This is a genomic window from Bailinhaonella thermotolerans, from assembly GCF_003594875.1.
In the GTDB taxonomy this organism is placed as follows: domain Bacteria; phylum Actinomycetota; class Actinomycetes; order Streptosporangiales; family Streptosporangiaceae; genus Bailinhaonella; species Bailinhaonella thermotolerans.
The window spans coordinates 431,825-452,046 of the sequence record NZ_QZEY01000003.1; the positions used below are offsets into that span (position 1 = coordinate 431,825).

The following is a 20,222-nucleotide window of genomic DNA, read 5'->3' on the forward strand; positions in this document are numbered from 1 at the left end:
GGCCGTACGGCGGGCGCCTGGGGCGCGCCGGGCCGTACGGCATGAGCGGGGTTCAGACGATCGGCGGGCGGCCGGCCAGCGTGAGGCGCAGCACCGTCGCCCACGACATGGGCCGCCGGTCGCCGTGGCCGCCCCTCAGCCCTTCGCGCAGCCCCGCGAACCAGGTCCGCAGGTTCTCACGGGACCTGATCCGCGCGACGCTGACCAGCGTCCACACGCCCAGGTAGACCGGGATCAGGGGAACGGGCAGCCGGCGATAGGCCAGCCAGGCGCGGTTGCGGGCGACGAGGCGGAAGTACGGCGCGTGCCGCGCGGGGTCGGTCGCCGGGTGGTGGATCACGATGTCCGGGGCGTACCAGCCGGTCCGGCCCAGGTCCCACAGCCGCCACGCCAGGTCCACCCCCTCGTGGAACAGGAAGAAGTGCCCCGGCCACCCGCCCGCCCGCTCGAAGTCCGCCCGCCGGATGAGCACGACGCCCTCGGCCATCACGGTCACCACCCCGGCCCGCCCCGGATCCCCCGCCCGCAGCCGGGGCACCCACCGCCGCAGCGTCACCCCGGTCCCGGGGTCGGCGATCCGGGGCTGCACGTAGGCCGCCCCCGGCCGCCGCCGCGCCTCGGCCACGAGCCGCGCCAGCACATCGTCCGACGGCAGCACCGCGTCGTTGTCCAGGAACAGCAGGAACTCCCCGGCCTCCGCCCCCGCCAGCGCGGCCGCCCCCACGTTGCGCCCTTCGGGAATCCCCTCGTTCACCGGCAGCGCCACCGCCCGGGCCCCGGCAGGCACATCGTCCGGCTCCACCCCGTTCCCCACGACCACCACCCGCGGCTCCACCCCCCGCTGCGAGAGAACCGACCCCATGGCCTCCCGAAACGCCTCACCCCGATCGTTCTGCGTCAACACCACGACATCCACCCTGGCCACCACAACCCCACCCCTCCCACCCCCACCAACCGCCCCACCCTAACGACCACGCCACCCCACCCCGGGAAGAACAGCGAGAAGCCTCCCAACACGCTCCCCACGCCCCCGGCCCACCCTGCCCCGCCCCAGGGCTCTCGGGCCGGGGGCGTGCGGCCTTGGGCGCGCTACCTGGGCCGTTGCGGTCGAGGGGTATGACCGGGACCCATTCGCCGCTGAGCTGCGGGGCCTATGCTGAGGAAATCGACCGGATTGTCGTGGTTCGCATGAGGCGTCAAGGGCGGCTGGCGGGAGACGGATCGTTGAAGACGTGGTTCGTGCTCAACGAGGACACCGTCCGCCGCGCCGTGGGAGGCCGCGAGGTGATGCGGAATCAGATCGGCCATCCCGACGCGATTTCCCTACGAGTCCCGTTCTCTGCTGCGAGAGGCAGCGGCCGCGTTCTCCTGAACGAGGTGCCAGATGCAGTTGAACCACGAGCTTGCGCGGCGTAAGAGCAGCCACAGCGCGAACAACGGCGGCTGCGTCGAGGTCGCGCCCACCGGGGGATGTCGTCTTTCGCGACAGTAAGGACCGTCGGGGCCGCTCCTTCGCTTCTCCGCGGGGTCGTGGAGGGCGTTCTTGGTGCGGGTCAAGGTGGGGACTGAGCTCGGGGCGGACCTGATCGCCTGGCGGTGGAGGCTGCTCCTCCCTTCACGGCGGTCGGCGTCGCGTGCTCGCCTTGCGGTGTTGCCCGCCTGGCGTATGGCGTCGCCCGCCTGGCGTATGGCGTCGCCCGCCTGGCGTATGGCGTCGCCCGCCTGGCGTATGGCGTCGCCCGCTTGCATGGTCCGCGTTGCCGGCTTGCCGTACGGCAGGCCGGGGCTTGGGTCTGCCGTACGGAGTGCTGTGGGGCTGGGTGCCGGCGTGCGGGGTTAGGGGAGGAGGATGACCAAGAGGAGCAGGAGGAGGAGGGCCGCGCCTATCGCGCCGCCTACCAGGAGGGACATCTGGGAGGGGCGCCAGGCCGCCAGGCGCTCGTGGGGGGCGCGGGGGTCTGGCGGCTTGCGGTGCTGGGCGCGGGTCTCCGGGGGCTTGCGGTGCTGGTGGCGCGGCTCGGAGGGCTTGCGGTGCGAGGAGACCGCGCGCTGGGGCGGGACCAGGCCGCGCGCGGGGGACGCCGGGTCCTGGGTGTGGCGGCCGGCGCGGCGGGTGGAGGTCTCCTCCGAGCGCTTCCAGCGGCCGGTCTGCTCGCCGTCGTACGCCTGACGGGCGATCTTGGTGAGCATGAAGATGGCGCGGGAGGAGTCCAGGCGCTCGTCCGGGGCGATGCGGAGCAGGCCCTGCAGGACCGGCTTGAGCGGGCCGGCGTTCTGCATGGGGATGGGCTCGCCGCTGGCCAGGGCGGCCAGGGCCGCGGCGGCCGTACGGCGTCCGTGCAGGCCCCGGCCCTCGACGGCGGTGTAGAGGGTCGCGCCGAGGGACCACAGGTCGGCGGCGGGGCTCGCCTTGGCGCCCAGGGCGCGCTCGGGGGCGATGTAGCCCGCCGAGCCGAGCACCATGCCGACCTGCGTGATGGACTGGTCGCCCTCCAGCATGGCCAGCCCGAAGTCGGTCAGGACGACGCGGTCCTCCCCGGCGATCAGCACGTTGCTCGGCTTCACGTCGCGGTGGAGGATGCCCTTGGTGTGGGCGGCCCGGAGCGCGCCGAGCACCTGGCGGCCGATCTCGGCCACGCGCTGCGGCGGGAGCGGGCCCTCCTCGCGGGTGACCTCCTCCAGCGAGCGCGCCTCCAGCAGCTCCATGACGATCCAGGGGCGGTCGTCCTCGCGCACGACGTCGAAGACCGTGATCACCGAGGGGTGGCCGACGCGCGCCGCCGCACGCGCCTCCCTCTCGGTGCGCGTGCAGAGCTCGGTACGGAGGTCCTCATCGAGGACGAGCGGCAGACGCACCTCTTTGACCGCCACCTCGCGGTCGAGAAGCTCGTCGCGGGCACGCCACACGGTGCCCATGCCGCCGCGGCCGACCGGCTCGGCCAAACGATAGCGTCCGGCCAGCAGGTATCCGGACGGCGCACGCATGGCAGCGAGGATACCGATTTGGGCATTGCGGTCAGTAGGCCCCCGGCCATTGTTGGACGGCGTGTCGCGTTTCTTTTCGGCCACAGGTCAATCCAGGTCAGGGGTAAACGTTTCCCGACGCTCCCGCGACGCGCGCGGGACCGCTTCTATCGGCGGCCGATGGTGAGCACCGGCCCCGTGGTGTCCGCGAAGAAGTCGTTGCCCTTGTCGTCCACCACGATGAACGCGGGGAAGTCCTCGACCTCGATCTTCCAGACCGCCTCCATGCCGAGCTCGGGATACTCCAGCACCTCGACCCGCTTGATGCAGTCCTGCGCCAGCCGCGCCGCAGGCCCGCCGATCGAACCGAGATAGAACCCGCCATGAGTCTGGCATGCCTTGGTGACCTGCGCCGACCGATTTCCCTTGGCCAGCATGACGAAAGAGCCGCCCGCCGCCTGGAATCGCTCGACATAGGAGTCCATGCGCCCCGCGGTCGTCGGCCCGAACGACCCGGAGGCGTACCCCTCGGGGGTCTTGGCCGGTCCGGCGTAGTAGACGGCGTGGTCGCGGAGGTACCGCGGCATGGGCTCGCCCGCGTCCAGCCGTTCGGCGATCTTGGCGTGCGCGATGTCGCGGGCGACGACGAGCGGGCCGGACAGGGAGAGGCGCGTCTTCACGGGGTACTTGGACAGCTCCGCCCGGATCTCGTCCATGGGGCGGTTGAGGTCGATCCTCACCACGTCGTCCGAGGCCAGGTCGTCCTCGGTGGTCTCGGGCAGGTAGCGCGCCGGGTCGGTCTCCAGCCGCTCCAGGAAGACGCCCTCCGCCGTGATCTTGGCGAGGGCCTGCCGGTCGGCCGAGCAGGAGACCGCGATCGCGACCGGGCAGGACGCGCCGTGCCGGGGGAGGCGGATCACGCGGACGTCGTGGCAGAAGTACTTCCCGCCGAACTGCGCGCCGATCCCCAGCTTCTGGGTCAGCTCGAAGACCTTGGCCTCCAGCTCCAGGTCCCGGAACCCGTGCCCCAGCGGCGAGCCCTCGGTCGGCAGCGTGTCGAGGTAGCGCGCCGAGGCGTACTTGGCGGTCTTCAGCGCGAACTCCGCCGACGTGCCGCCCACGACGATCGCCAGGTGGTACGGCGGGCAGGCCGCCGTGCCGAGCGAGCGGATCTTCTCCTCCAGGAACGCCAGCATGCGCTTCTCGTTGAGGACCGCCTTGGTCTCCTGGTACAGGAACGACTTGTTCGCGCTGCCGCCGCCCTTGGCCATGAACAGCAGCTTGTAGGCGTCGTCGCCCTCGGCGTACAGCTCGATCTGCGCCGGGAGGTTGGACCCGGTGTTCTTCTCGTCCCACATGGTCAGCGGCGCCATCTGGGAGTAGCGCAGGTTGAGCTTGGTGTAGGCGTCGTAGACGCCCCGCGAGATGTGCTCGGCGTCGCGCCCGTCGGTCAGCACGTGCCGGCCGCGCTTGCCCATCACGATCGCCGTGCCGGTGTCCTGGCACATCGGCAGCACGCCGCCCGCGGAGATGTTCGCGTTCTTCAGCAGGTCGAGCGCGACGAACCGGTCGTTCGGCGACGCCTCGGGGTCGTCCAGGATCTTGCGGAGCTGCGCGAGGTGCCCCGGTCGCAGCAGGTGCGAGATGTCGTGGATCGCCGTCTCGGTGAGCAGCCGCAGCGCCTCCGGCTCGACCTCCAGGAACGTGCGCCCCGCCGCCTCGACCGTCCGCACCCCCTCACTCGTGATCAGCCGGTACGGCGTGGCGTCGGGACCGGTCGGCAGCAGGTCGGTATAGGCGAACTCGGGCATCGCTCTCAAGTCCTCGCGGGGGGCGACGATAACTGGCGCCCACAGGCTATCCGTCCTCGCCGGTCCCGGGTCCGGAGGGGAGGGCGGGTCGCAGCCACGCGGCCAGCGCCTCCGGGTCGGGGGCGCGGGCCGTGAGGTCGTCGATCCGGCGGTGGACCGCGTGGACGAGCTCGGGCACGCGGGCGAGGGCCTGGTGGGGGTGGGGGCGGCGGGACATGGTGAGCCCGGCCCAGGCGCCCAGGTCCGCCGGGTCGGCCTCGATCCTGGCGCGGTACAGCTCCAGGGCCTCGGCGTGCTCCCCCTCGGCGTAACGCAGGTCGGCGTCCGTGACGTACGGCGGGAGCGGGGCCCGGGGGACGCGCGCGCGGGCGCGCAGGGAGAGCAGGGCCAGGCGGGCGTTGGGCGGGAGGGGGCGCGGGGCCGGGACGACGAGGGGCTCGCCGGGACGGTGGGCCGGTCGCGGGGTGGCGCTGATCCAGGCGCGGGTGAGGCTCTCCACGGCCGCCGGGTCGGGCCGCAGGTGGCGCAGCCGCCAGAGCACCCGGTGGTCCTCGGCGGCGTACCCGGCGAGCCGGTCCAGCTCGTCCGGCACCGGGGGCGCCGCCGCGCACGCCGCCCGCATCCGGGCCCGCGACTCCGCGACGAACCGCTCGCCCGCGCCGGTCAGCTCCCCGCAGGCCGCCGCGATGTCCAGCGCGCGTCCCGCCTCCCGCCGCCCCCAGGCGTACTCCAGTTCCCCGTACGGCGCGGCGCCCGCCTCGGCGTACGGCACGGGCGGGCGCGGCCCCGGGCCGTACCCGGACGCGGGGCGCGGGGAGCCGGGGGCGGGTGTCCCGCGAGTGTCCGTCTGCGGCGCGGCCCGCTCGGGATGTGGGGGAGGGTCCGCCGCGTGCTCCGGGGAGGGCGCGGGATGCCCGCCGCGCCGGGAGGCGAGCCAGGACTCGGTGCGGTCCAGCCAGGCGCGGACGTCGTCCAGGAGGCCGGTGAGGGGGACGGGGTGGTCGCGCCAGGGGGTGTAGAAGAGGCGGCCGGGCGGGGCGGGGTCGTCCTCCGGGGCGGCGTCACCGTCCGGGTGAGAGGGGGCGCCGTCGTGCGGGGTGTCGCGGATGATCGATGTGGTCAACGGTGTAGCTCCAGGTAGGTGCCCAGGTGTGCGCGCCCGGGAGAGTGCGCGACCCATCGCTACCCCACTCGCCGCGCCCGCACACGCCCCCTCGCCGTGTACCGCGTGTCCCGCCGGGCGCGACCTCCGCCGACGCCCCGGAGAAATCACCGCGAAAGCCGCATACGCCGCCACGTGAACCGCCTCGTTCAGCGCGCGGAAGTCGGCTCGGATCTCGGCTCGCAGACCGCCGCGTGAGCGGGTGCGGGCGTCGGCGCGGGCACCGGCGCGGGGACAGGAGCGGGGGCCGGAGCGGGTCCCGGGGCGGGGGCCGGCGCGGGGGCCGTACGGCGGGGCGGGCGCAGGCCGAGCAGCACGCCGGCGGTCACCAGGGCCGCGCCCGCGAGCTCCGGCACGGACGGGAGACCCAGGCCGAGCAGCGGCGACGCGACGATCGCGCCGATGGGGATCACGCCCGCGAACAGGCCCGCGCGGTCGGCGCCGAGCCGGGGGAGGGCGGAGTACCAGAGCAGGAAGGCGCCGACGCTGACGATGAGGGAGAGGTACGCGAAGCTCAGTGCCTCGGTCCCGGTCATCGGGCGCAGGACCCCGGTGCCGTCCACGGCGTACCCGATCACGAGCAGCATGGGCACGGCCAGCGCCGAGGCGTACGCCGAGACGCGCAGGGCCCCCAGCTTGGGCAGGAGCGGCAGTGCGAGCAGCGAGAACCCGGCCTCGCAGACGAGCGCGCCCAGGGAGAACAGCACGCCGGCGAGGTTCCCGCCGCTGAAGCCGGTGGCGACCAGGGCCCCGCCGGCCACGACCGCCGCGCCCGCGACCACGCGCGGCGAGATCCGGGTGCGCTCGCCGCCGGTGAGACGGGCGGCGACCGGCCCGAGCACCGCCATCAGCACGGGTGACATGGCGACGAACGTGCCCACCGTCGCGGGCCCGGCGTGCCGCGTGCCCTCGATCACGAAGACGTTGAAGAGGACCAGGCCGACCAGCGCGAGGGCCAGGGCGTACCCGGTCTCGCGGAGCGTCAGCCGCACGGGCCGCTGCCCGCTCAGGTACGCGACGGCGAACAGGACCACCGCCGCGCCCGCGTAACGGACGGCCTGCCCGCCGTACAGCGGATACCCGCCGATGGTGGCGGAGACGGCGGCGAGGGTGCCGACGAGGAACATGCCCGCGGCGGCCTGGGCGATAGGGAGATTGAGGCGCATGAGGCGAACCTAGGGATAGATTGGTCCTTGAACTCAGTCCAATCCCCGCCGCCGTTCGAGGACCAATTCGCGATGAGCGACCTCCATCTCCCGCTCGACCGGTCCCGGGGCCGCGTCGCCGCCCAGGTCTCGTCGGCGCTGCGCGACGCCGTACGGCAGGGCCGCCTCGCACCGGGCGTGCGGCTGCCCGCGACACGCGAGCTGGCCCGGGATCTGGGGGTGTCCCGGGGCGTGGTCGTGGAGGCGTACGAACAGCTCGTGGCCGAGGGGTTCCTGGTGTCGCGGCGCGGCGCGGGGACCTTCGCGGCGGACGCGCGGGGCGTCCCGGCGCCGCCCGAGCCCCGGCCGGGACCGGCCGTCGCCGAGCTCTCCGGGCCGGTCGCGCCCCGGTTCGACCTGCGCGCGGGCGCGCCCGACCTGGCGGCGTTCCCCAGGCGCGAATGGCTGGCGGCGACGCGCCACGTGCTCGCCACCCTGCCGCACACCGAGCTGGGCTACGGCGACCCCGGCGGGGCCCCCGCCCCGCGTGCCGAACTGGCCGCCTACCTGCGCCGCGTCCGCGCCGCCGACGTCACCCCGGACCGGCTCGTGATCGTCGGCGGCGTCGCCCAGGGGCTTTACCTCGCGTTGCGCGTCCTGATCGCCGGGTACGGCGCGGCGCTGGCCGTGGAGGACCCGACCAGCGTGCGCAGCCTCCCGCTCATACGCGCCGCCGGGGCCGACCCGGTCGCGGTGCCCGTGGACGCCGACGGCGTGGACGTCGCCGCGCTCCGCCGTACCGGGGCGCGGCTCGCCCTGGTCACCCCGGCGCACCAGTACCCCACGGGGGTGGTGCTCTCCCCGGCCCGCCGCGCCGCGCTGGTCGCCTGGGCCCGCGACGTGGACGGGCTGATCCTGGAGGACGACTACGACGCCGAGTTCCGCTACGACACCGAGCCCGTCGGCTGCGTCCAGGGACTCGCCCCCGATCGCGTCGTCCTCCTCGGTTCCGTCAGCAAGTCCCTCGCCCCGGCGCTGCGCCTGGGCTGGCTGGCGGGCCCGCCCGCCGTGGCCGACGCCGTACGGCGGGCCCGCGCCGACAGCGACCTCGGCTCCCCGGCCCTCGACCAGCACGTCCTGGCCCGCCTCATCGCCTCCGGCGCCCACGACCGCCACCTCCGCCGCATGCGCCGGACCTACCGGTCGCGGCGGGACGCCCTCACCGCGGCGCTGGCCGAGCACCTCCCCGCGTGGCGGGTGCACGGCGTCCCCGCGGGACTCCAGCTCTACGTGGAGCTCCCGCCCGGCTCGGACGAACACGAGATCGTCACCCGGGCCCGCGCCCGGGGCGTGGCCCTGGACCCCGTGACCCCCACCCGCGTGACCCACCCGGGCCCCCCGGCCCTGATGCTCGGCTTCACCCGCCACCCCGCCCCCCACCTTCGCGCCGCCGCGCGAGCCCTGACCCGAGCCCTGCCCCCATGACCGAGCCCTGCCCCCTGACCGGGGCGCGAGCCGTACCCGGGTTCAGCGGGTGGTGGGGGTGGGGGTCAGGAAGGCCGTGAGGGCGTTGGCGGCGGTGGTGAGGATTCGTTCGGGGTGGGCGGGGGTGGGGGTGTCGGGGACGGCGCCGTGGATGAGGGTGACCTCGGTGTCCTCGATGGCGCAGAAGGCGGAGACGCCCACCTTCAGGGTCCGCTCCAGGAGGTCGTTCCAGCCGCCTTCCACGAAGACCTCCTCGGTGTAGCCGGTCAGGCCGATCCAGTGCATCCGCTTGGCGGCCAGGCGGGCGGGGCGGCGGCCGTACGCGAAGCCGTAGTTCCAGACGCGGTCGATCCAGCCCTTGAGGATGGCGGGGAGGCCGAACCACCAGACGGGGAAGACGACCACGATGGCGTCGGCCGCCTCGACGCGGGCCATGTGGGCCCGGACCTCGGGGGAGTACGCCTTGTCGCGGTCGGTCCAGTCGGGCTCGTCCTCCGGGGTCATGCGGGGGTCGAAGCCCTCGGCGTGCAGGTCGAGCAGGTCCACGGTGTAGCCGGAGGTCTCCAGGGACTCGCGGGCGCGGGCGGCGACGCGGGCGGTCAGGGAGTCCGTACGGGGGTGGGCCACGACGAGGAGGGCGTGCATATCGTGCTCCTTTCCGCCCCGCCCCGCCCCGGGCGCGGATCGCGCCGGGGCGGGCGAGCGGGCGGCAGAGGGTCGGTGATGGCGAGTGCGGGATCGGCGGAGGGGATCAGGTGAGGGATCGGCGGAGAGGGGATCGGGTGAGGGGGATCGGGTGCGGGCGGGGGCGGGGGCGGGTGCGGGCGGGCCGGGGAGGGCGGGATCAGGTGAGGCGGACGAGCATCTTGCCGGTGTTGGCGCCGGTGAGGACGCCGAGGAAGGCGTCGGGGGCGTGCTCCAGGCCCTCGACCACGGTCTGCTCGGTGCGGAGGCGGCCGTCGGCGAGACGGGGGGCGGCGTGCGCGATCCACTCGGGGAAGCGGTGGAGGTGGCTGGTGACGAGCATCCCGCGCAGGGACGCCTCCTGGTACGCCGCCCGGTAGAGGTTGCGCGGGCCGGGCACGGGCTCGGTGGCGTTGTACGCCGCCACCGCGCCGACCATCGCGATGCGCCCGCCGGGCCGGATGTGGTCGATCGCGGCCTCCAGGTGGTCGCCGCCGACGTTGTCCACGTACACGTCGATCCCGTCGGGGGCCGCCTCGCCCAGGCGCTGGGACAGCAGACCTTCCCGGTAGTCGATCGCGGTGTCGAAGCCGAACACGTCCACCAGCTTCTTCACCTTCTCCGGCCCGCCGGCGGAGCCGATCACCCGGGACGCCCCGAGTTCCCTGGCGAGCTGCCCGGCCACGCTGCCCACCGCGCCCGCCGCCGCCGACACGAAGACGACGTCGCCGGGCCGTACCGGGGCCGTCTCGGTCAGCGCGGCGTAGGCGGTCAGGCCGGTGGTGCCGAGCGGGCCGAGGTACGCCTCGGGCGGGGCGATCGCGGTGTCCACCACGGTCGCGGCGGCGGCGTCCAGCACGGCGTACTCCCGCCAGCCCAGGAAGTGGGAGACGGTCGCGCCGACCGGGACCCCATCGGCCCGCGAGGCGACGACCTCGCCGATCGCGCCGCCTTCCAGCGCCTCGCCGAGCCGGAACGGCGGGATGTAGGAGGGGACGTCGTCCATGCGGCCCCGCATGTACGGGTCCACGGACATCCAGGTGTTGCGCACGAGGATCTGGCCCTCGGCGAGCTCGGGCAGCTCGGCCCGGACGATCTCGAAGTCGGTCGGCCGGGGCTCGCCGACGGGCCGGGCGGCGAGGCGGATCTCGGTGGAGACGACGGTCATCGTGGTTCCCGCTTTCAGAGGCTTGCTCGGAGGCTTGATCGGAGTTCGATCGGAGGTTTGATCGGAAGGCCGTTCGGCCGTCGGGAGGGGTTCCTCCCGACGGCATTCACACTGCTCCTCGCCGCGCACGGTCTTCCTACGGTCGGCGCACGGTCCGCTAGCGTGCTTTCATGCGTTTTGGGGTGCTTGGTCCGCTGACCGTCTGGGCGTCGGACGGGCGGCGGGTCGCCGTACCCGAGCAGAAGGTCCGCGCCGTCCTCGCCGACCTGCTCGCCAACCGGGGCCGGGTGGTCTCCGCCGACCGCCTGATCGACGACGTCTGGGGCGCGGACGTCCCCGGCAACCCCGCCAACACGCTGCAGACCAAGATCTCCCAGCTCCGGGGCGCCCTGGAGCGCGCCGAGCCCGGGGGCCGCGCGCTGGTCGTACGCCGGCCGCCCGGGTACCTCCTGCTGGCCGACGACGTGGACGCCGAGCGCTTCACCGAGCTGACCGACCGCGCCCGCCGTACCGGGGACCCGGCCGAGAAGGCGGGCCTGCTCTCCGACGCCCTGGCGCTGTGGCGCGGCCCGGCGTTCGCGGACTTCGCCGACGCCGAGTTCGCCCGTGCCGAGATCACCCGCCTTGAGGAGCGCCGGCTCACCGCCCTGGAGGACCGGGCCGAGGTACGGCTGGCGCTGGGCGAGCACGCGCTCCTCGCCGACGAGCTGGCCGAGCTGGTCGCCGCGCACCCCCTGCGCGAACGGCTGCGGGCGGCGCACATGCGGGCGCTGTACCGGGCGGGGCGGCAGGCCGAGGCCCTGGACAGCTTCACGGCGCTGCGCGAGGCCCTGGCCGAGGACCTGGGCCTGGACCCGGGGCCCGAGCTGGCCGCGCTCTACCGGGAGATCCTCACCCAGTCCCCGGCGCTGGCCCCGGTCCCGCCCCCGGCGCGGGCCGCACGGCCCCGGGCCAACCTCCCCGCCGCGCTGACCCCGCTCGTCGGGCGGGAAGAGGCCGTGGCCCGGGTGCGCGAGCTGCTGGCCGCCCACCGCCTGGTCACCCTCACCGGGCCCGGCGGCGTCGGCAAGACCAGCCTGGCCCTGGCGGCCGCCTCGGGTCTCGTGCCGGCGTTCCCCGACGGGGTGTGGCTGGTCGAGCTGGCCGCCGAGACCCCCGACAGGACCGCGTCGGCGAACGCGGTCGCCGAGGTCGTGGCCGCCGCCGCCGGGGTGCGCGACGCGGGGGGCGGGGACGCCGTGGCGGGGCTCGCCGGGGCGTTGCGGGAGCGGCGGGCCCTGCTCGTGCTGGACAACTGCGAGCACCTGGTCGAGCAGGCCGCGGAGCTGACCGGCGCGCTGCTGCGGGCGGCCCCGGGGCTGCGGGTGCTGGCGACCAGCCGGGAGCCGCTGGCCATCGGCGGGGAGACGCTGGAGGTGGTGCCGCCGCTGCCCGAGGCGGCCGCGGTGGAGCTGTTCACCGGGCTGGCGGCGGCGTCGGGGGCGGCGCTGGGCGCGGAGGACGCGGAGGCGGTCGCGGCGATCTGCCGGCGGCTCGACGGCATCCCGCTCGCGCTGGAGCTCGCGGCGGCGAGGGTGCGGGCGCTCGGCGCGCGCGGGGTGGCCGAACGGCTCGACGACAGGTTCCGGCTGCTGGCGACGGCGCGGCGCGACGCCCCGGCCCGTCAGCGCACGCTCCGCGCGGTGCTCGACTGGAGCTGGGAGCCGCTGGCCGAGGACGAGCGGACCCTGCTGCGGCGGCTGGCGGTCTTCGGCAACGGGTGCACCCTGGACGCCGCCGAACGGGTCTGCGCGTCGGGTGACCTGGATGTCCTGGAACCGCTGTCGCGCCTGGTGGACAGGTCCCTCGTCGTCGCCGTGCCGGGGGAGGACGGGCCGCGTTACCGGCTGCTGGAGTCGGTCGCGGCGTACGGCGCCGAGCGCATGGACGAGGCCGGGGAGACCCGGGAGATCGCGCGCCGGCACGCCGAGTACTACACCGCCCTCGCCGAGGCCGCCGACCGCGAGCTGTACGGCCCCGGGCAGCGCCGGACGCTGGCCGTGCTCGACGCCGAGGTCGGCAACCTCCGGTGGGCCGTCCAGGGCTGCGCCGACCGCGGTGACCGCGACCTCGCGCTCCGCCTCACCAACGCCCTCACCTGGTACTGGTACCTCCGGGGCCGCCTCGCCGAGGCCCGCCGCAGCCTGGAGACCGCCCTCGCCATCCCGCCGTCGCCCGGCGACGCGGAGGGCGACCCGCGAGCCGTACGGCTCCCGCACGGCGCGGCCGACGAGGCGCGGCGCCCCCAGGACGGGCCCGACGCCGTACGGCTCCCGCAGGACGGGCCCGAGGCCGTACGGCCGGCGGGGGACGGGGCGGACGCCGTACCGCCGACGGGGGACGGGGCGGACGCCGTACCGCCGACGGGGGACGGGGCGGACGCCGTACCGCCGACGGTGGATGGGGCGGACGCCGTACGGCTGTCGCGGGCGGAGGCGGACGCGGAGGTGCGGCGGGCGGCGTTCGCGGTGCTCGCGGGGGAGGGGAGCCCCGTCCGCGAGGAGGCGCTGGAGCGCGCGGGCCTGCGGGCGCGGTGGTTCCTGGGGTTCGCGCGGAGCGGGTTCGGCGAGCCCGCGGACGACCTGGTGGGCGCGGTGCTGGCCGAGGCGCGGGTCCGGGACGACCGGTGGGCGGTGGCGGCGGCGCTGAGCACGCGGGCGACGTACGCGCTGTACGCGGGCGACCTGGCGGCGCTGCGGAGGTACGCCGGGGAGAGCGGCGAGCTGTTCACCGAGCTGGGCGACCGGTGGGGCCGCCTCCAGTCCACCGAGCAGCTCGGCGTCCTGGCCGAGATCGCGGGGGACTACGCGGAGGCCGCACGCCTCCATCGCGAGGGCGCGCGGGCCGCCGAGGACCTGCGGATGTGGACGAACGTCTCCTTCGCGCTGTCCCGCCTGGGCCGGGTCGCGCTCCTCACCGGCGACCTGGACCGCAGCGCCGACTTCCACGCCCGGGCCCGCGACCTCGCCGCGGAGCAGTCCCACAAGCCGGCCGAGCAGTTCGCCGAGACCGGCCTGGCCCTGGTCGCCCGCCGCCGGGGCGACCTCGCAGCGGCGGAGGCCCACCTCCTCCCCTGGCTGGACTGGAACCGCGCCCACGAGGTCCACTCGGGGGCCGCCCTGGTCCTGTCCCTCCTCGGCTACATCGCCGAGGACCGGGCCGAGGCGGAGCGCGCGAAGGAACTGCACCTCCGCTCCCTGGCCCACGCCAGGAAGACCGCCGACCCCCGCGCCGTCGCCCTCTCCCTGGAGGGGCTGGCCGGCGCCGAATCCCTGGCCGGCGACCCCGCCCTGGCCGCCCGCCTCCTGGGCACCGCCACCACCCTGCGGGCGAACGCCGGCACCCCCCTCCCCCCGGCCGAACGCGCCGACGTAACCCGGGCCACCACCCGAGCCCAGCAGAAACTAGGCGAACCCACCTTCACCCAGGAGTTCCGCAAAGGCACCCGAACACCCCCAGAAGCCCACGACCTCCCCCACCTCCTCACCTGACCCAGGGGCCCCACCCTCGCCGTGATCATGCGGTTCTGAGCACAACGTGTGATCAAAACCGCATGATCACGGTGAGGAGGGGTCCCGAGGAGCCTGGTCACGGCGGGGAGGGGCCGTGGGGGCGTGGCGTGGGGGACCGGTGGTGGCGCGGGGGAGGGGTCAGGGGTGGGTGGGCTGGGGGGCGGGGGTTCTGGGGCGGAGGGTGAAGGCGGGGGCGAGGAGGATGATGGCGGCGGCCAGGGCCAGGGGGGCGGCGAAGGCCAGGCGGTAGGTGGAGGAGTCGGCGATGACGCCAACCGCGGCGGCGCCGACGATGAAGCCGACGTAGTTGAAGATGTTGACCCGGGCCACGGCGGTGCCGGTGGGATCCTGGCGGCCGGCGGCGGAGAACGTCTGGGGGGCGATCACCGCGAGGCCCAGGCCGGTGAGGGCGAAGGCGGCGATGGCGACGGGCGCGCTGGGCGCGAAGACGATGCCGGCCAGGCCCAGGGTGGCGACGGCCCCCGCGAGGCGGACGACCGGGGCGGGGCCGAAGCGGCGGACGGCCAGGTCGCCGGGGACCCGCGCGGCGAGCATGGCGACCTGGTAGGCCGCGTACGCCAGGGGCAGGACCGCCGGGGACGCGGCGAGGATCTTGTCCATGTAGACGGTGCCGAAGTTGGAGATCGCCGCGTCCCCGACGTACAGGAAGGCCATGACCAGGCACAACGGGAGGATGGGACGCCAGGGGACCCGGGCTCCGGGGGTGGCGTTCTCCGTCGTCTCCGGCGTCCGCTCCTCCGGGCGCGAGAGCAGCAGGTGGCCCGCCGCGAGGGAGATCACGACGCCCGCCCCGGCGGCGATGGCGAACGTCGGGGTGAGGGTGAGGCCGAGGGCGGCCGCCTGCGAGTTCCACAGGCTGCCGATGATCGCGGCGACGCTCCAGACCGCGTGGAAGCCGGTGATGACGGCGCGGCCGTAGCGGCGTTCGACCCCGACGGCCTGCATGTTCATGGAGGCGTCCACCGCTCCGACGGCGAGGCCGAAGGCGGAGGTCGCGGCGTAGAGCGCGGGGAGGCCGGGCGCGAGGCCGACGGCGATCACCGAGAGGCAGACGCCGGCCTGGGCGGCGCGCAGCACCGGGCGGCTGCCGTGCCTGGCCGCGAGCGCCCCCGCCAGCCAGCTCCCGACCCCGGCGATCAGCGGGACGACCAGCAGGACGATCGTGAGCTCGCCGTCGCTGAGCGCGTGCTTCTTCTGGATCGCCGCGACCTGGGTGAGCAGTACGGCGAAGCAGAGCCCCTGCACGAAGAAGATCGCGAACGTGGCCAGCCGCGCCTGCCGGTCACGGGGGGATGGGGCGACGACGCTCATGGGCGGCCTCCGAAACATGAGCAATGTTCACGTGAGGCTATGGCCCGCGTCACATCCGGTCAATAGCCCGCCCCGACCACCCCGCCGCCGGGGGACCCGCCCCGGCGGTGAGATCGCCATCTCCTTCCGGCACGGCGGAGCCCGGCCCCGCGAGGTGGCGCGGGACCGGGCTCAGGCCGTACGGCGGGAAGGGGCGGTCACCGGATGGTCAGAGGGTGACCTCGGCGGTCAGCGGGAGGTCGGCCACCGAGCGGCCGGCGCTGATCGTGTACGTCCCGGACGGCGTGGACCAGCCGTCCTCCTCCCACGTGGACAGCGCCCTGGCGGGCACCTCGACGCGGGCGGTGACGCGCTCGCCCGGCCCCGCCTCGACCGGCGCGAAGCCCAGCAGCCGCGCCCCGCCGTCCAGGTAGACCTGGACGATCTCGCGGCCCGCCCGCTCCCCGGAGTTCCGCACCGTCACCTCGGCGACGACCCCGCCGCCGGGCCCCGCCTCGACCGCGAGGGACTCGTACTCCCACGTGGTGTACCCCAGCCCGAACCCGAACGGGAACGCCGGGCGCACCCCGCGCGAGCCGTACACCGGGTACCCGAACCGCTCCGAGTAGTCGATCGCGCCGTCCACGGGGCGGGTCGAGAGGACCGGGCTGTCCTCCTCCGCCGCCGGGTACGTCGTGGGCAGCCGCCCGCCGGGCTCGATCGCGCCGGTGAGCACGTCGGCGAGGGCGTTCCCGCCCTCCTGGCCCGGCAGCCAGCCCCACAGGAGCGCCGGGACCCGGTCCGCCCACGGCATGAGCACCGGGGAGCCCGCGTTGAGCACGACCACCGTCCGCGGGTTGGCGGCGGCGACCCGCTCGACCAGCTCGTCCTGGCGGCCGGGCAGGGCCAGGCCGGTGCGGTCGAAGCCCTCGCTCTCCACGTCGTCGTTGGTGCCGACGACCACGATCGCGACGTCCGCCTCCTTCGCCGCCGCGACGGCCGCCGCCAGCTCGGCGTCCTCGTCCAGCCGGGGCGGGGAGTACCCGAGGCCGATCGTGGCCAGCGGCAGCGCGCCCGGCTCGTGGATCAGGGTGAGCGCGAGGTCCACGGTCTCCCCGGCGGCCAGCGCGGCGCGCACCCGCCGCTCCGGCGGGCGCACCAGGCCCTCGATCGGGTCGCCGGTGTCGACCGCCAGGGCGACCTCGGTCTCCTGGCCGTTGACCCGCAGGACGTACCGTCCCACGCCGAACACGGAGAACTCGTGCTCGCCCCCCTCGCCCACCGCGAAGGTGGTCCGGAGCACGACGCGCCGCGTCCCCTCGGGCAGGTCGCCCATGAACACGAGCCGGGTGGACCGTCGCGTCTCGGACGCGATGACCTGCCCGTCCTCGCCGGCGAAGTCCACGCGGACGCCGTTCTCCCCGGTCTCGGGGTCGCGCGCGAGGTCCATCGGCAACGTGGGCAGGATGCGGTGGCTGTAGACGCCCTCGCGGACCTCGATGTCCACGCCGTCCCCCAGCGCCCGGCGCAGCCCCCGCTCCGGGGACACCTCGTACTCGGGGCTGACGTGCGCGCTGCCGCCGCCCTGGGCGCTCAGCCGTACCGCGTTGGGGCCGATCAGGGCCACCTTGGTCACCCCGGTCAGCGGCAGCAGCCCGCCCTCGTTGCGGAGCAGTACGGCGGCGCGCCCGGCCAGGCGGCGCATGCGCGCGTGCGTGTCCTCGGGCAGCGGCGCGGGAGCCGGGGCGGGCACGCCCTCCAGCGCGCCGACCCGGGCGGCCAGGCGCAGGACGCGCAGCACCTTGTCGTCGACGATCTCCTCGGCGACCGCGCCCGCGCGCACCGCCTCGACGAGCCGGTCGCCCCACGGCCCCACCGGGCCGGGCATCACCAGGTCGAGGCCGCCCTCGGCCGCCGCCTCGGTCGAGCGGGCGGCGAACCAGTCGGAGATGACGACGCCGTCGAAGCCCCACTCCCCCTTGAGGACGTCCGCGACCAGGCGGCGGTTCTCGGTCATCGTGTGGCCGTTGACGCCGTTGTAGGCGGCCATGACCAGCCACGCCTCGCCCGCGACGGCCTCGAACGGGGCGAGGTACAGCTCCCGCAGGTCCTTCTCGCCGATCCTGGCGTCGTAGGTCATGCGGTCGGTCTCGGACTCGTTGCCCACGTAGTGCTTGAGCGTCGCGCCCACGCCCGCGCTCTGCACGCCCCGGACGAATCCGCGCGTGATCTCGGCGGTGAGCAGCGGGTCCTCGGAGTAGCACTCGAAGTGCCGGCCGCCGAGCGGGGACCGGTGGAGGTTGATGGTCGGCGCGAGCAGGACGTCCACGCCCATCTTCCGCGCCTGCGCCCCCATGAGCCGGCCCGCTTCACGCGCCGCCTCGGGGTCCCAGGTGGCGGAGAGCGCCGACGGGTTGGGGAACAGCAGGCTCGTGTCCCGCTCGTCCCATCGCGTCCCGCGCACGCCGCTCGGCCCGTCGGACACGGTGATCTTCCGCAGCCCGATCGCCGGCTCCGGGTTCAGCGTCCAGAAGTCGGCGCCGGTGAGCAGGGCGACCTTCTGCTCCAGTGACAGCTTCGCCAGGCGCTCCCGGAGATCCTTCTCATCGACCATCGTCGCTCTCCTCGTGGTGGCTTCCGCCGCCGAAGGTATCCGACAAACCGAGTAATCGGTAGGTTTGTTATCTCTCAGTTATATTAGCTGGTGGCGGCCCTGAGTCCACCTGCCCGCCGCGTCGTCGCGGACCCGTCGCGGACCCCTGGCGCGGGGCCTCGCCGGTGGGTTGGCGGGCGGCGGGGCACCGGGCGCTCTAGGGTGAACGGCGTGGGCAGGCGGCAGGGGTACGCGGTCGGGGAGGCGCGGCGGGAGCGCATCCTGCACACGGCGATGCAGGAGTTCGCCGAGCACGGATACCGGGGCGCGTCCCTGGCGCGGATCGCCGAGCGCTGCGAGCTGTCCCAGCCCGGCCTGCTCCACCACTTCCCCAGCAAGGAACGCCTGCTGGTCGCCGTGCTCGAACTCCGCGACCGCATGGACGCCGAGCGGATCGGCCACGTCACCGGCGCGGCGATGCTCCACGCCCTGGCCGACCTCGTCGAGCGCAACAGCCGGGTCCCCGGCCTGGTCCAGCTCTTCACGGTCCTGAGCGGCGAGGCGGTGACCGCCGACCACCCCGCCCACACCTGGGCGACCGAGCGCTACCGCGCCCTGCGCGCCGCGCTCACCGAGGCGTTCCGCGAGGCCGTCGCCGCGGGCGACTTCCGCCCCGACACCGACCCCGAGTCCCAGGCCGACCGCCTGATCGCCGTCATGGACGGACTCCAGCTCCAGTGGCTCCTGGAACCCGACCGCGTGGACATGCCCAAGATCTTCCGCGCCCACATAGAGGACCTCCTCAAAGCCCTCCGCCCCTGACCCTTCCCTCCTCACCACACGACCGGCGCCCTCCTCGCCCGGCCCGCGTCCTCCTCGGCCCGCCCACGCCCTCCTTGTACGGCCCTCGTCCTCCTCGCCCGGCCCGCGTCTCTCGTACGGCCCGCGCCCTCCTCGCCCCGCCCGCGTCTCTCGTACGGCCCGCGCCCTTCTCGTAGCGTCGGCCTTCTCGTACGGCTGGCGCCGGGTCCGACGGCGGAGTCTCTGGTGTCCGCGTGGACCCCTTGCGGGCAGTCCGCCTCGGAATGAAGCAGCCCCGGTCCGCCGGGCTCCCCGTTCCAGGCGCGAGCCCCGAAGCCTCGGGACCTCCCCGAGCCCCCTCTCCTCGTCGTGATCATGCAGTTTTAATCACACCCTGTGCTCAAAACTGCATGATCACGGCGAAGGGAGGAGACGGGGAATACGGCGCCGGGGAGGGCGGTGGGGTGGATGGCGGTGGGGAGGAGGGCGGATCTGGGGGAAGGGGCGCGGGGTGGGGTTGCTTGGAGGCGGGGGGCGGGTCAGGAGGCCTGGGGGTGGGCGAAGCGGAGGCGGTAGGCGGTGGGGGTCAGGCCGGTGTGGCGGCGCATCTGGGTGCGGAGGTTGGCGGCGGTGCCCAGGCCGGCGGCGTGGGCGATCGTGTCGAGGCGGAGTTCGCCGCGTTCGATGAGGCGGCAGGCCAGGGCCACGCGTTCGCCGGTCAGCCAGGCCAGGGGGGTCGTGCCCAGTTCGGCGCGGAAGCGGCGGTGGAGGGTGGCCTGGCTGACGGCGGCGCGGGCGGCGAGGTCGGCGACGGTGAGGGGGCGGTCCAGGTTCTCCTGCGCCCAGGCCAGGAGGGGGGCGAGGGAGGCGTCGGGGACCTCGGGGACCGGGCGCTCGATGAACTGGCGCTGCCCGCCGTCGCGGTGCGTGGCGAAGACGAGGCGGCGGCTCACGGCGTTGGCGACCTCCGCGCCGTGGTCGGCCCGGATCAGGTGCAGGCCCAGGTCCAGCGCGGCGGCGCTGCCGGCCGCGGTGAACACGTTCCCGTCCTCGACGAAGAGCACGTCGGGCTCCACCCGCACCGACGGGTACCGCTCGGCCAGCAGGTCCGCCCAGCGCCAGTGCGTCGTGGCCCGCCGCCCGTCCAGCACCCCGGCCGCCGCCAGCGTGAACGCGCCCGTGCACAGGCTCACCACGCGCGCGCCGCGATCGGCGGCCCGCCGTACGGCGTCCAGGACCTCGCGGGAGGGCTCCTCGGCCAGCGGGTCGGGGCGGTTCGGCACGATCACGGTGTCCGCGCGGTCCGCGGCCGCCAGTCCGGGCACCCCACTGAGCGTGAACATCCCCGCGTGCATCCGCACCGCGGGCCGCGCCGCGCAGACGGTGAAGTCGTACCAGGGGATCCCCAGCTCAGGCCGCCGCAGGCCGAACAGCTCGGTCACGACCCCCATCTCGAACGGGTTGGACCCCTCGTCCACGATGACCGCGACCCGGTGCGCCTGCGAGGATTCTTGCGACATATGCGATTCCTAGCACTCCCGCCACCC

General features: G+C 75.0%; 15 protein-coding genes. 5 read left to right on the top strand and 10 right to left on the bottom strand.

What is annotated here, in order from left to right:
- Positions 1-52 precede the first annotated feature (52 nt).
- Positions 53-928 (bottom strand): glycosyltransferase family 2 protein, encoded by an 876-nt coding sequence (locus D5H75_RS11160; RefSeq protein WP_119926306.1) that lies wholly within the window; start codon positions 926-928, stop codon positions 53-55.
- Between the two features lie 188 nt (positions 929-1,116).
- Here D5H75_RS11160 and D5H75_RS44585 point away from each other — a divergent pair, with 188 nt between their 5' ends.
- Complete coding sequence (locus D5H75_RS44585; protein ID WP_479688589.1) at positions 1,117-1,416, top strand: Scr1 family TA system antitoxin-like transcriptional regulator; 300 nt, start codon at positions 1,117-1,119, stop codon at positions 1,414-1,416.
- Positions 1,385-1,492 (top strand): DUF397 domain-containing protein, encoded by a 108-nt coding sequence (locus D5H75_RS44590; protein ID WP_202638046.1) that lies wholly within the window; start codon positions 1,385-1,387, stop codon positions 1,490-1,492. The genes D5H75_RS44585 and D5H75_RS44590 overlap by 32 nt, the downstream gene beginning before the upstream one ends.
- 344 nt (positions 1,493-1,836) lie before the next feature.
- Here D5H75_RS44590 and D5H75_RS11170 read toward each other — a convergent pair whose 3' ends face one another.
- The 4 genes from D5H75_RS11170 to D5H75_RS11185 form a co-directional block, all read right to left on the bottom strand.
- Entirely contained in the window at positions 1,837-2,985 is a 1,149-nt protein-coding gene (locus D5H75_RS11170; protein WP_242454139.1) for a serine/threonine-protein kinase, read from the bottom strand.
- A 146-nt stretch (positions 2,986-3,131) separates the two neighbouring features.
- A complete protein-coding gene (locus tag D5H75_RS11175; protein WP_119926307.1) occupies positions 3,132-4,775 on the bottom strand; it encodes a fumarate hydratase in 1,644 nt (547 codons plus the stop codon).
- Positions 4,776-4,821: 46 nt separating this feature from the next.
- Positions 4,822-5,898, bottom strand: a complete 1,077-nt coding sequence (locus tag D5H75_RS11180; protein ID WP_119926308.1) for a hypothetical protein — start codon at positions 5,896-5,898, stop codon at positions 4,822-4,824.
- Between the two features lie 188 nt (positions 5,899-6,086).
- Positions 6,087-7,103 (bottom strand): DMT family transporter, encoded by a 1,017-nt coding sequence (locus tag D5H75_RS11185; protein ID WP_202638047.1) that lies wholly within the window; start codon positions 7,101-7,103, stop codon positions 6,087-6,089.
- Positions 7,104-7,175: 72 nt separating this feature from the next.
- Here D5H75_RS11185 and pdxR point away from each other — a divergent pair, with 72 nt between their 5' ends.
- A complete protein-coding gene (gene pdxR, locus D5H75_RS11190; protein ID WP_119926309.1) occupies positions 7,176-8,567 on the top strand; it encodes a MocR-like pyridoxine biosynthesis transcription factor PdxR in 1,392 nt (463 codons plus the stop codon).
- A 42-nt stretch (positions 8,568-8,609) separates the two neighbouring features.
- Here pdxR and D5H75_RS11195 read toward each other — a convergent pair whose 3' ends face one another.
- Positions 8,610-9,212: an NAD(P)H oxidoreductase gene (locus D5H75_RS11195; RefSeq protein WP_119926310.1), complete on the bottom strand. Its 603-nt coding sequence runs from the start codon at positions 9,210-9,212 to the stop codon at positions 8,610-8,612.
- Between the two features lie 199 nt (positions 9,213-9,411).
- Entirely contained in the window at positions 9,412-10,419 is a 1,008-nt protein-coding gene (locus tag D5H75_RS11200) for an NADP-dependent oxidoreductase (protein WP_119926311.1), read from the bottom strand.
- 170 nt (positions 10,420-10,589) lie between these two features.
- Between D5H75_RS11200 and D5H75_RS44040 the strand changes: the two genes are divergently transcribed.
- Positions 10,590-13,949 (top strand): AfsR/SARP family transcriptional regulator, encoded by a 3,360-nt coding sequence (locus D5H75_RS44040; protein WP_119926312.1) that lies wholly within the window; start codon positions 10,590-10,592, stop codon positions 13,947-13,949.
- 159 nt (positions 13,950-14,108) lie between these two features.
- On the opposite strand, the gene D5H75_RS11210 is transcribed toward D5H75_RS44040, so the two are convergent.
- Positions 14,109-15,302 carry an MFS transporter gene (locus tag D5H75_RS11210; protein ID WP_119926313.1) on the bottom strand — a complete coding sequence of 398 codons (1,194 nt, stop codon included), beginning with the start codon at positions 15,300-15,302 and terminating at the stop codon, positions 14,109-14,111.
- Between the two features lie 208 nt (positions 15,303-15,510).
- Positions 15,511-17,895 carry a beta-glucosidase family protein gene (locus D5H75_RS11215; RefSeq protein WP_119926314.1) on the bottom strand — a complete coding sequence of 795 codons (2,385 nt, stop codon included), beginning with the start codon at positions 17,893-17,895 and terminating at the stop codon, positions 15,511-15,513.
- 210 nt (positions 17,896-18,105) lie between these two features.
- Here D5H75_RS11215 and D5H75_RS11220 point away from each other — a divergent pair, with 210 nt between their 5' ends.
- Positions 18,106-18,696: a TetR/AcrR family transcriptional regulator gene (locus D5H75_RS11220; RefSeq protein ID WP_242454140.1), complete on the top strand. Its 591-nt coding sequence runs from the start codon at positions 18,106-18,108 to the stop codon at positions 18,694-18,696.
- 518 nt (positions 18,697-19,214) lie between these two features.
- Here the strand turns inward: D5H75_RS11220 and D5H75_RS11225 are convergent.
- Positions 19,215-20,195 carry a helix-turn-helix domain-containing protein gene (locus D5H75_RS11225; protein ID WP_119926316.1) on the bottom strand — a complete coding sequence of 327 codons (981 nt, stop codon included), beginning with the start codon at positions 20,193-20,195 and terminating at the stop codon, positions 19,215-19,217.
- Positions 20,196-20,222: the final 27 nt, after the last annotated feature.

Bases quoted from the DNA above. Each gene is read 5' to 3' on its own strand.
- D5H75_RS44585 (WP_479688589.1), top strand. From the start codon at position 1,117: ATGACCGGGACCCATTCGCCGCTGAGCTGCGGGGCCTATGCTGAGGAA.
- D5H75_RS44590 (WP_202638046.1), top strand. From the start codon at position 1,385: ATGCAGTTGAACCACGAGCTTGCGCGGCGTAAGAGCAGCCACAGCGCG.
- D5H75_RS11170 (WP_242454139.1), bottom strand. From the start codon at position 2,985: ATGCGTGCGCCGTCCGGATACCTGCTGGCCGGACGCTATCGTTTGGCC.
- D5H75_RS11175 (WP_119926307.1), bottom strand. From the start codon at position 4,775: ATGCCCGAGTTCGCCTATACCGACCTGCTGCCGACCGGTCCCGACGCC.
- D5H75_RS11185 (WP_202638047.1), bottom strand. From the start codon at position 7,103: ATGCGCCTCAATCTCCCTATCGCCCAGGCCGCCGCGGGCATGTTCCTC.
- pdxR (WP_119926309.1), top strand. From the start codon at position 7,176: ATGAGCGACCTCCATCTCCCGCTCGACCGGTCCCGGGGCCGCGTCGCC.
- D5H75_RS11195 (WP_119926310.1), bottom strand. From the start codon at position 9,212: ATGCACGCCCTCCTCGTCGTGGCCCACCCCCGTACGGACTCCCTGACC.
- D5H75_RS11200 (WP_119926311.1), bottom strand. From the start codon at position 10,419: ATGACCGTCGTCTCCACCGAGATCCGCCTCGCCGCCCGGCCCGTCGGC.
- D5H75_RS44040 (WP_119926312.1), top strand. From the start codon at position 10,590: ATGCGTTTTGGGGTGCTTGGTCCGCTGACCGTCTGGGCGTCGGACGGG.
- D5H75_RS11210 (WP_119926313.1), bottom strand. From the start codon at position 15,302: ATGAGCGTCGTCGCCCCATCCCCCCGTGACCGGCAGGCGCGGCTGGCC.
- D5H75_RS11215 (WP_119926314.1), bottom strand. From the start codon at position 17,895: ATGGTCGATGAGAAGGATCTCCGGGAGCGCCTGGCGAAGCTGTCACTG.
- D5H75_RS11225 (WP_119926316.1), bottom strand. From the start codon at position 20,195: ATGTCGCAAGAATCCTCGCAGGCGCACCGGGTCGCGGTCATCGTGGAC.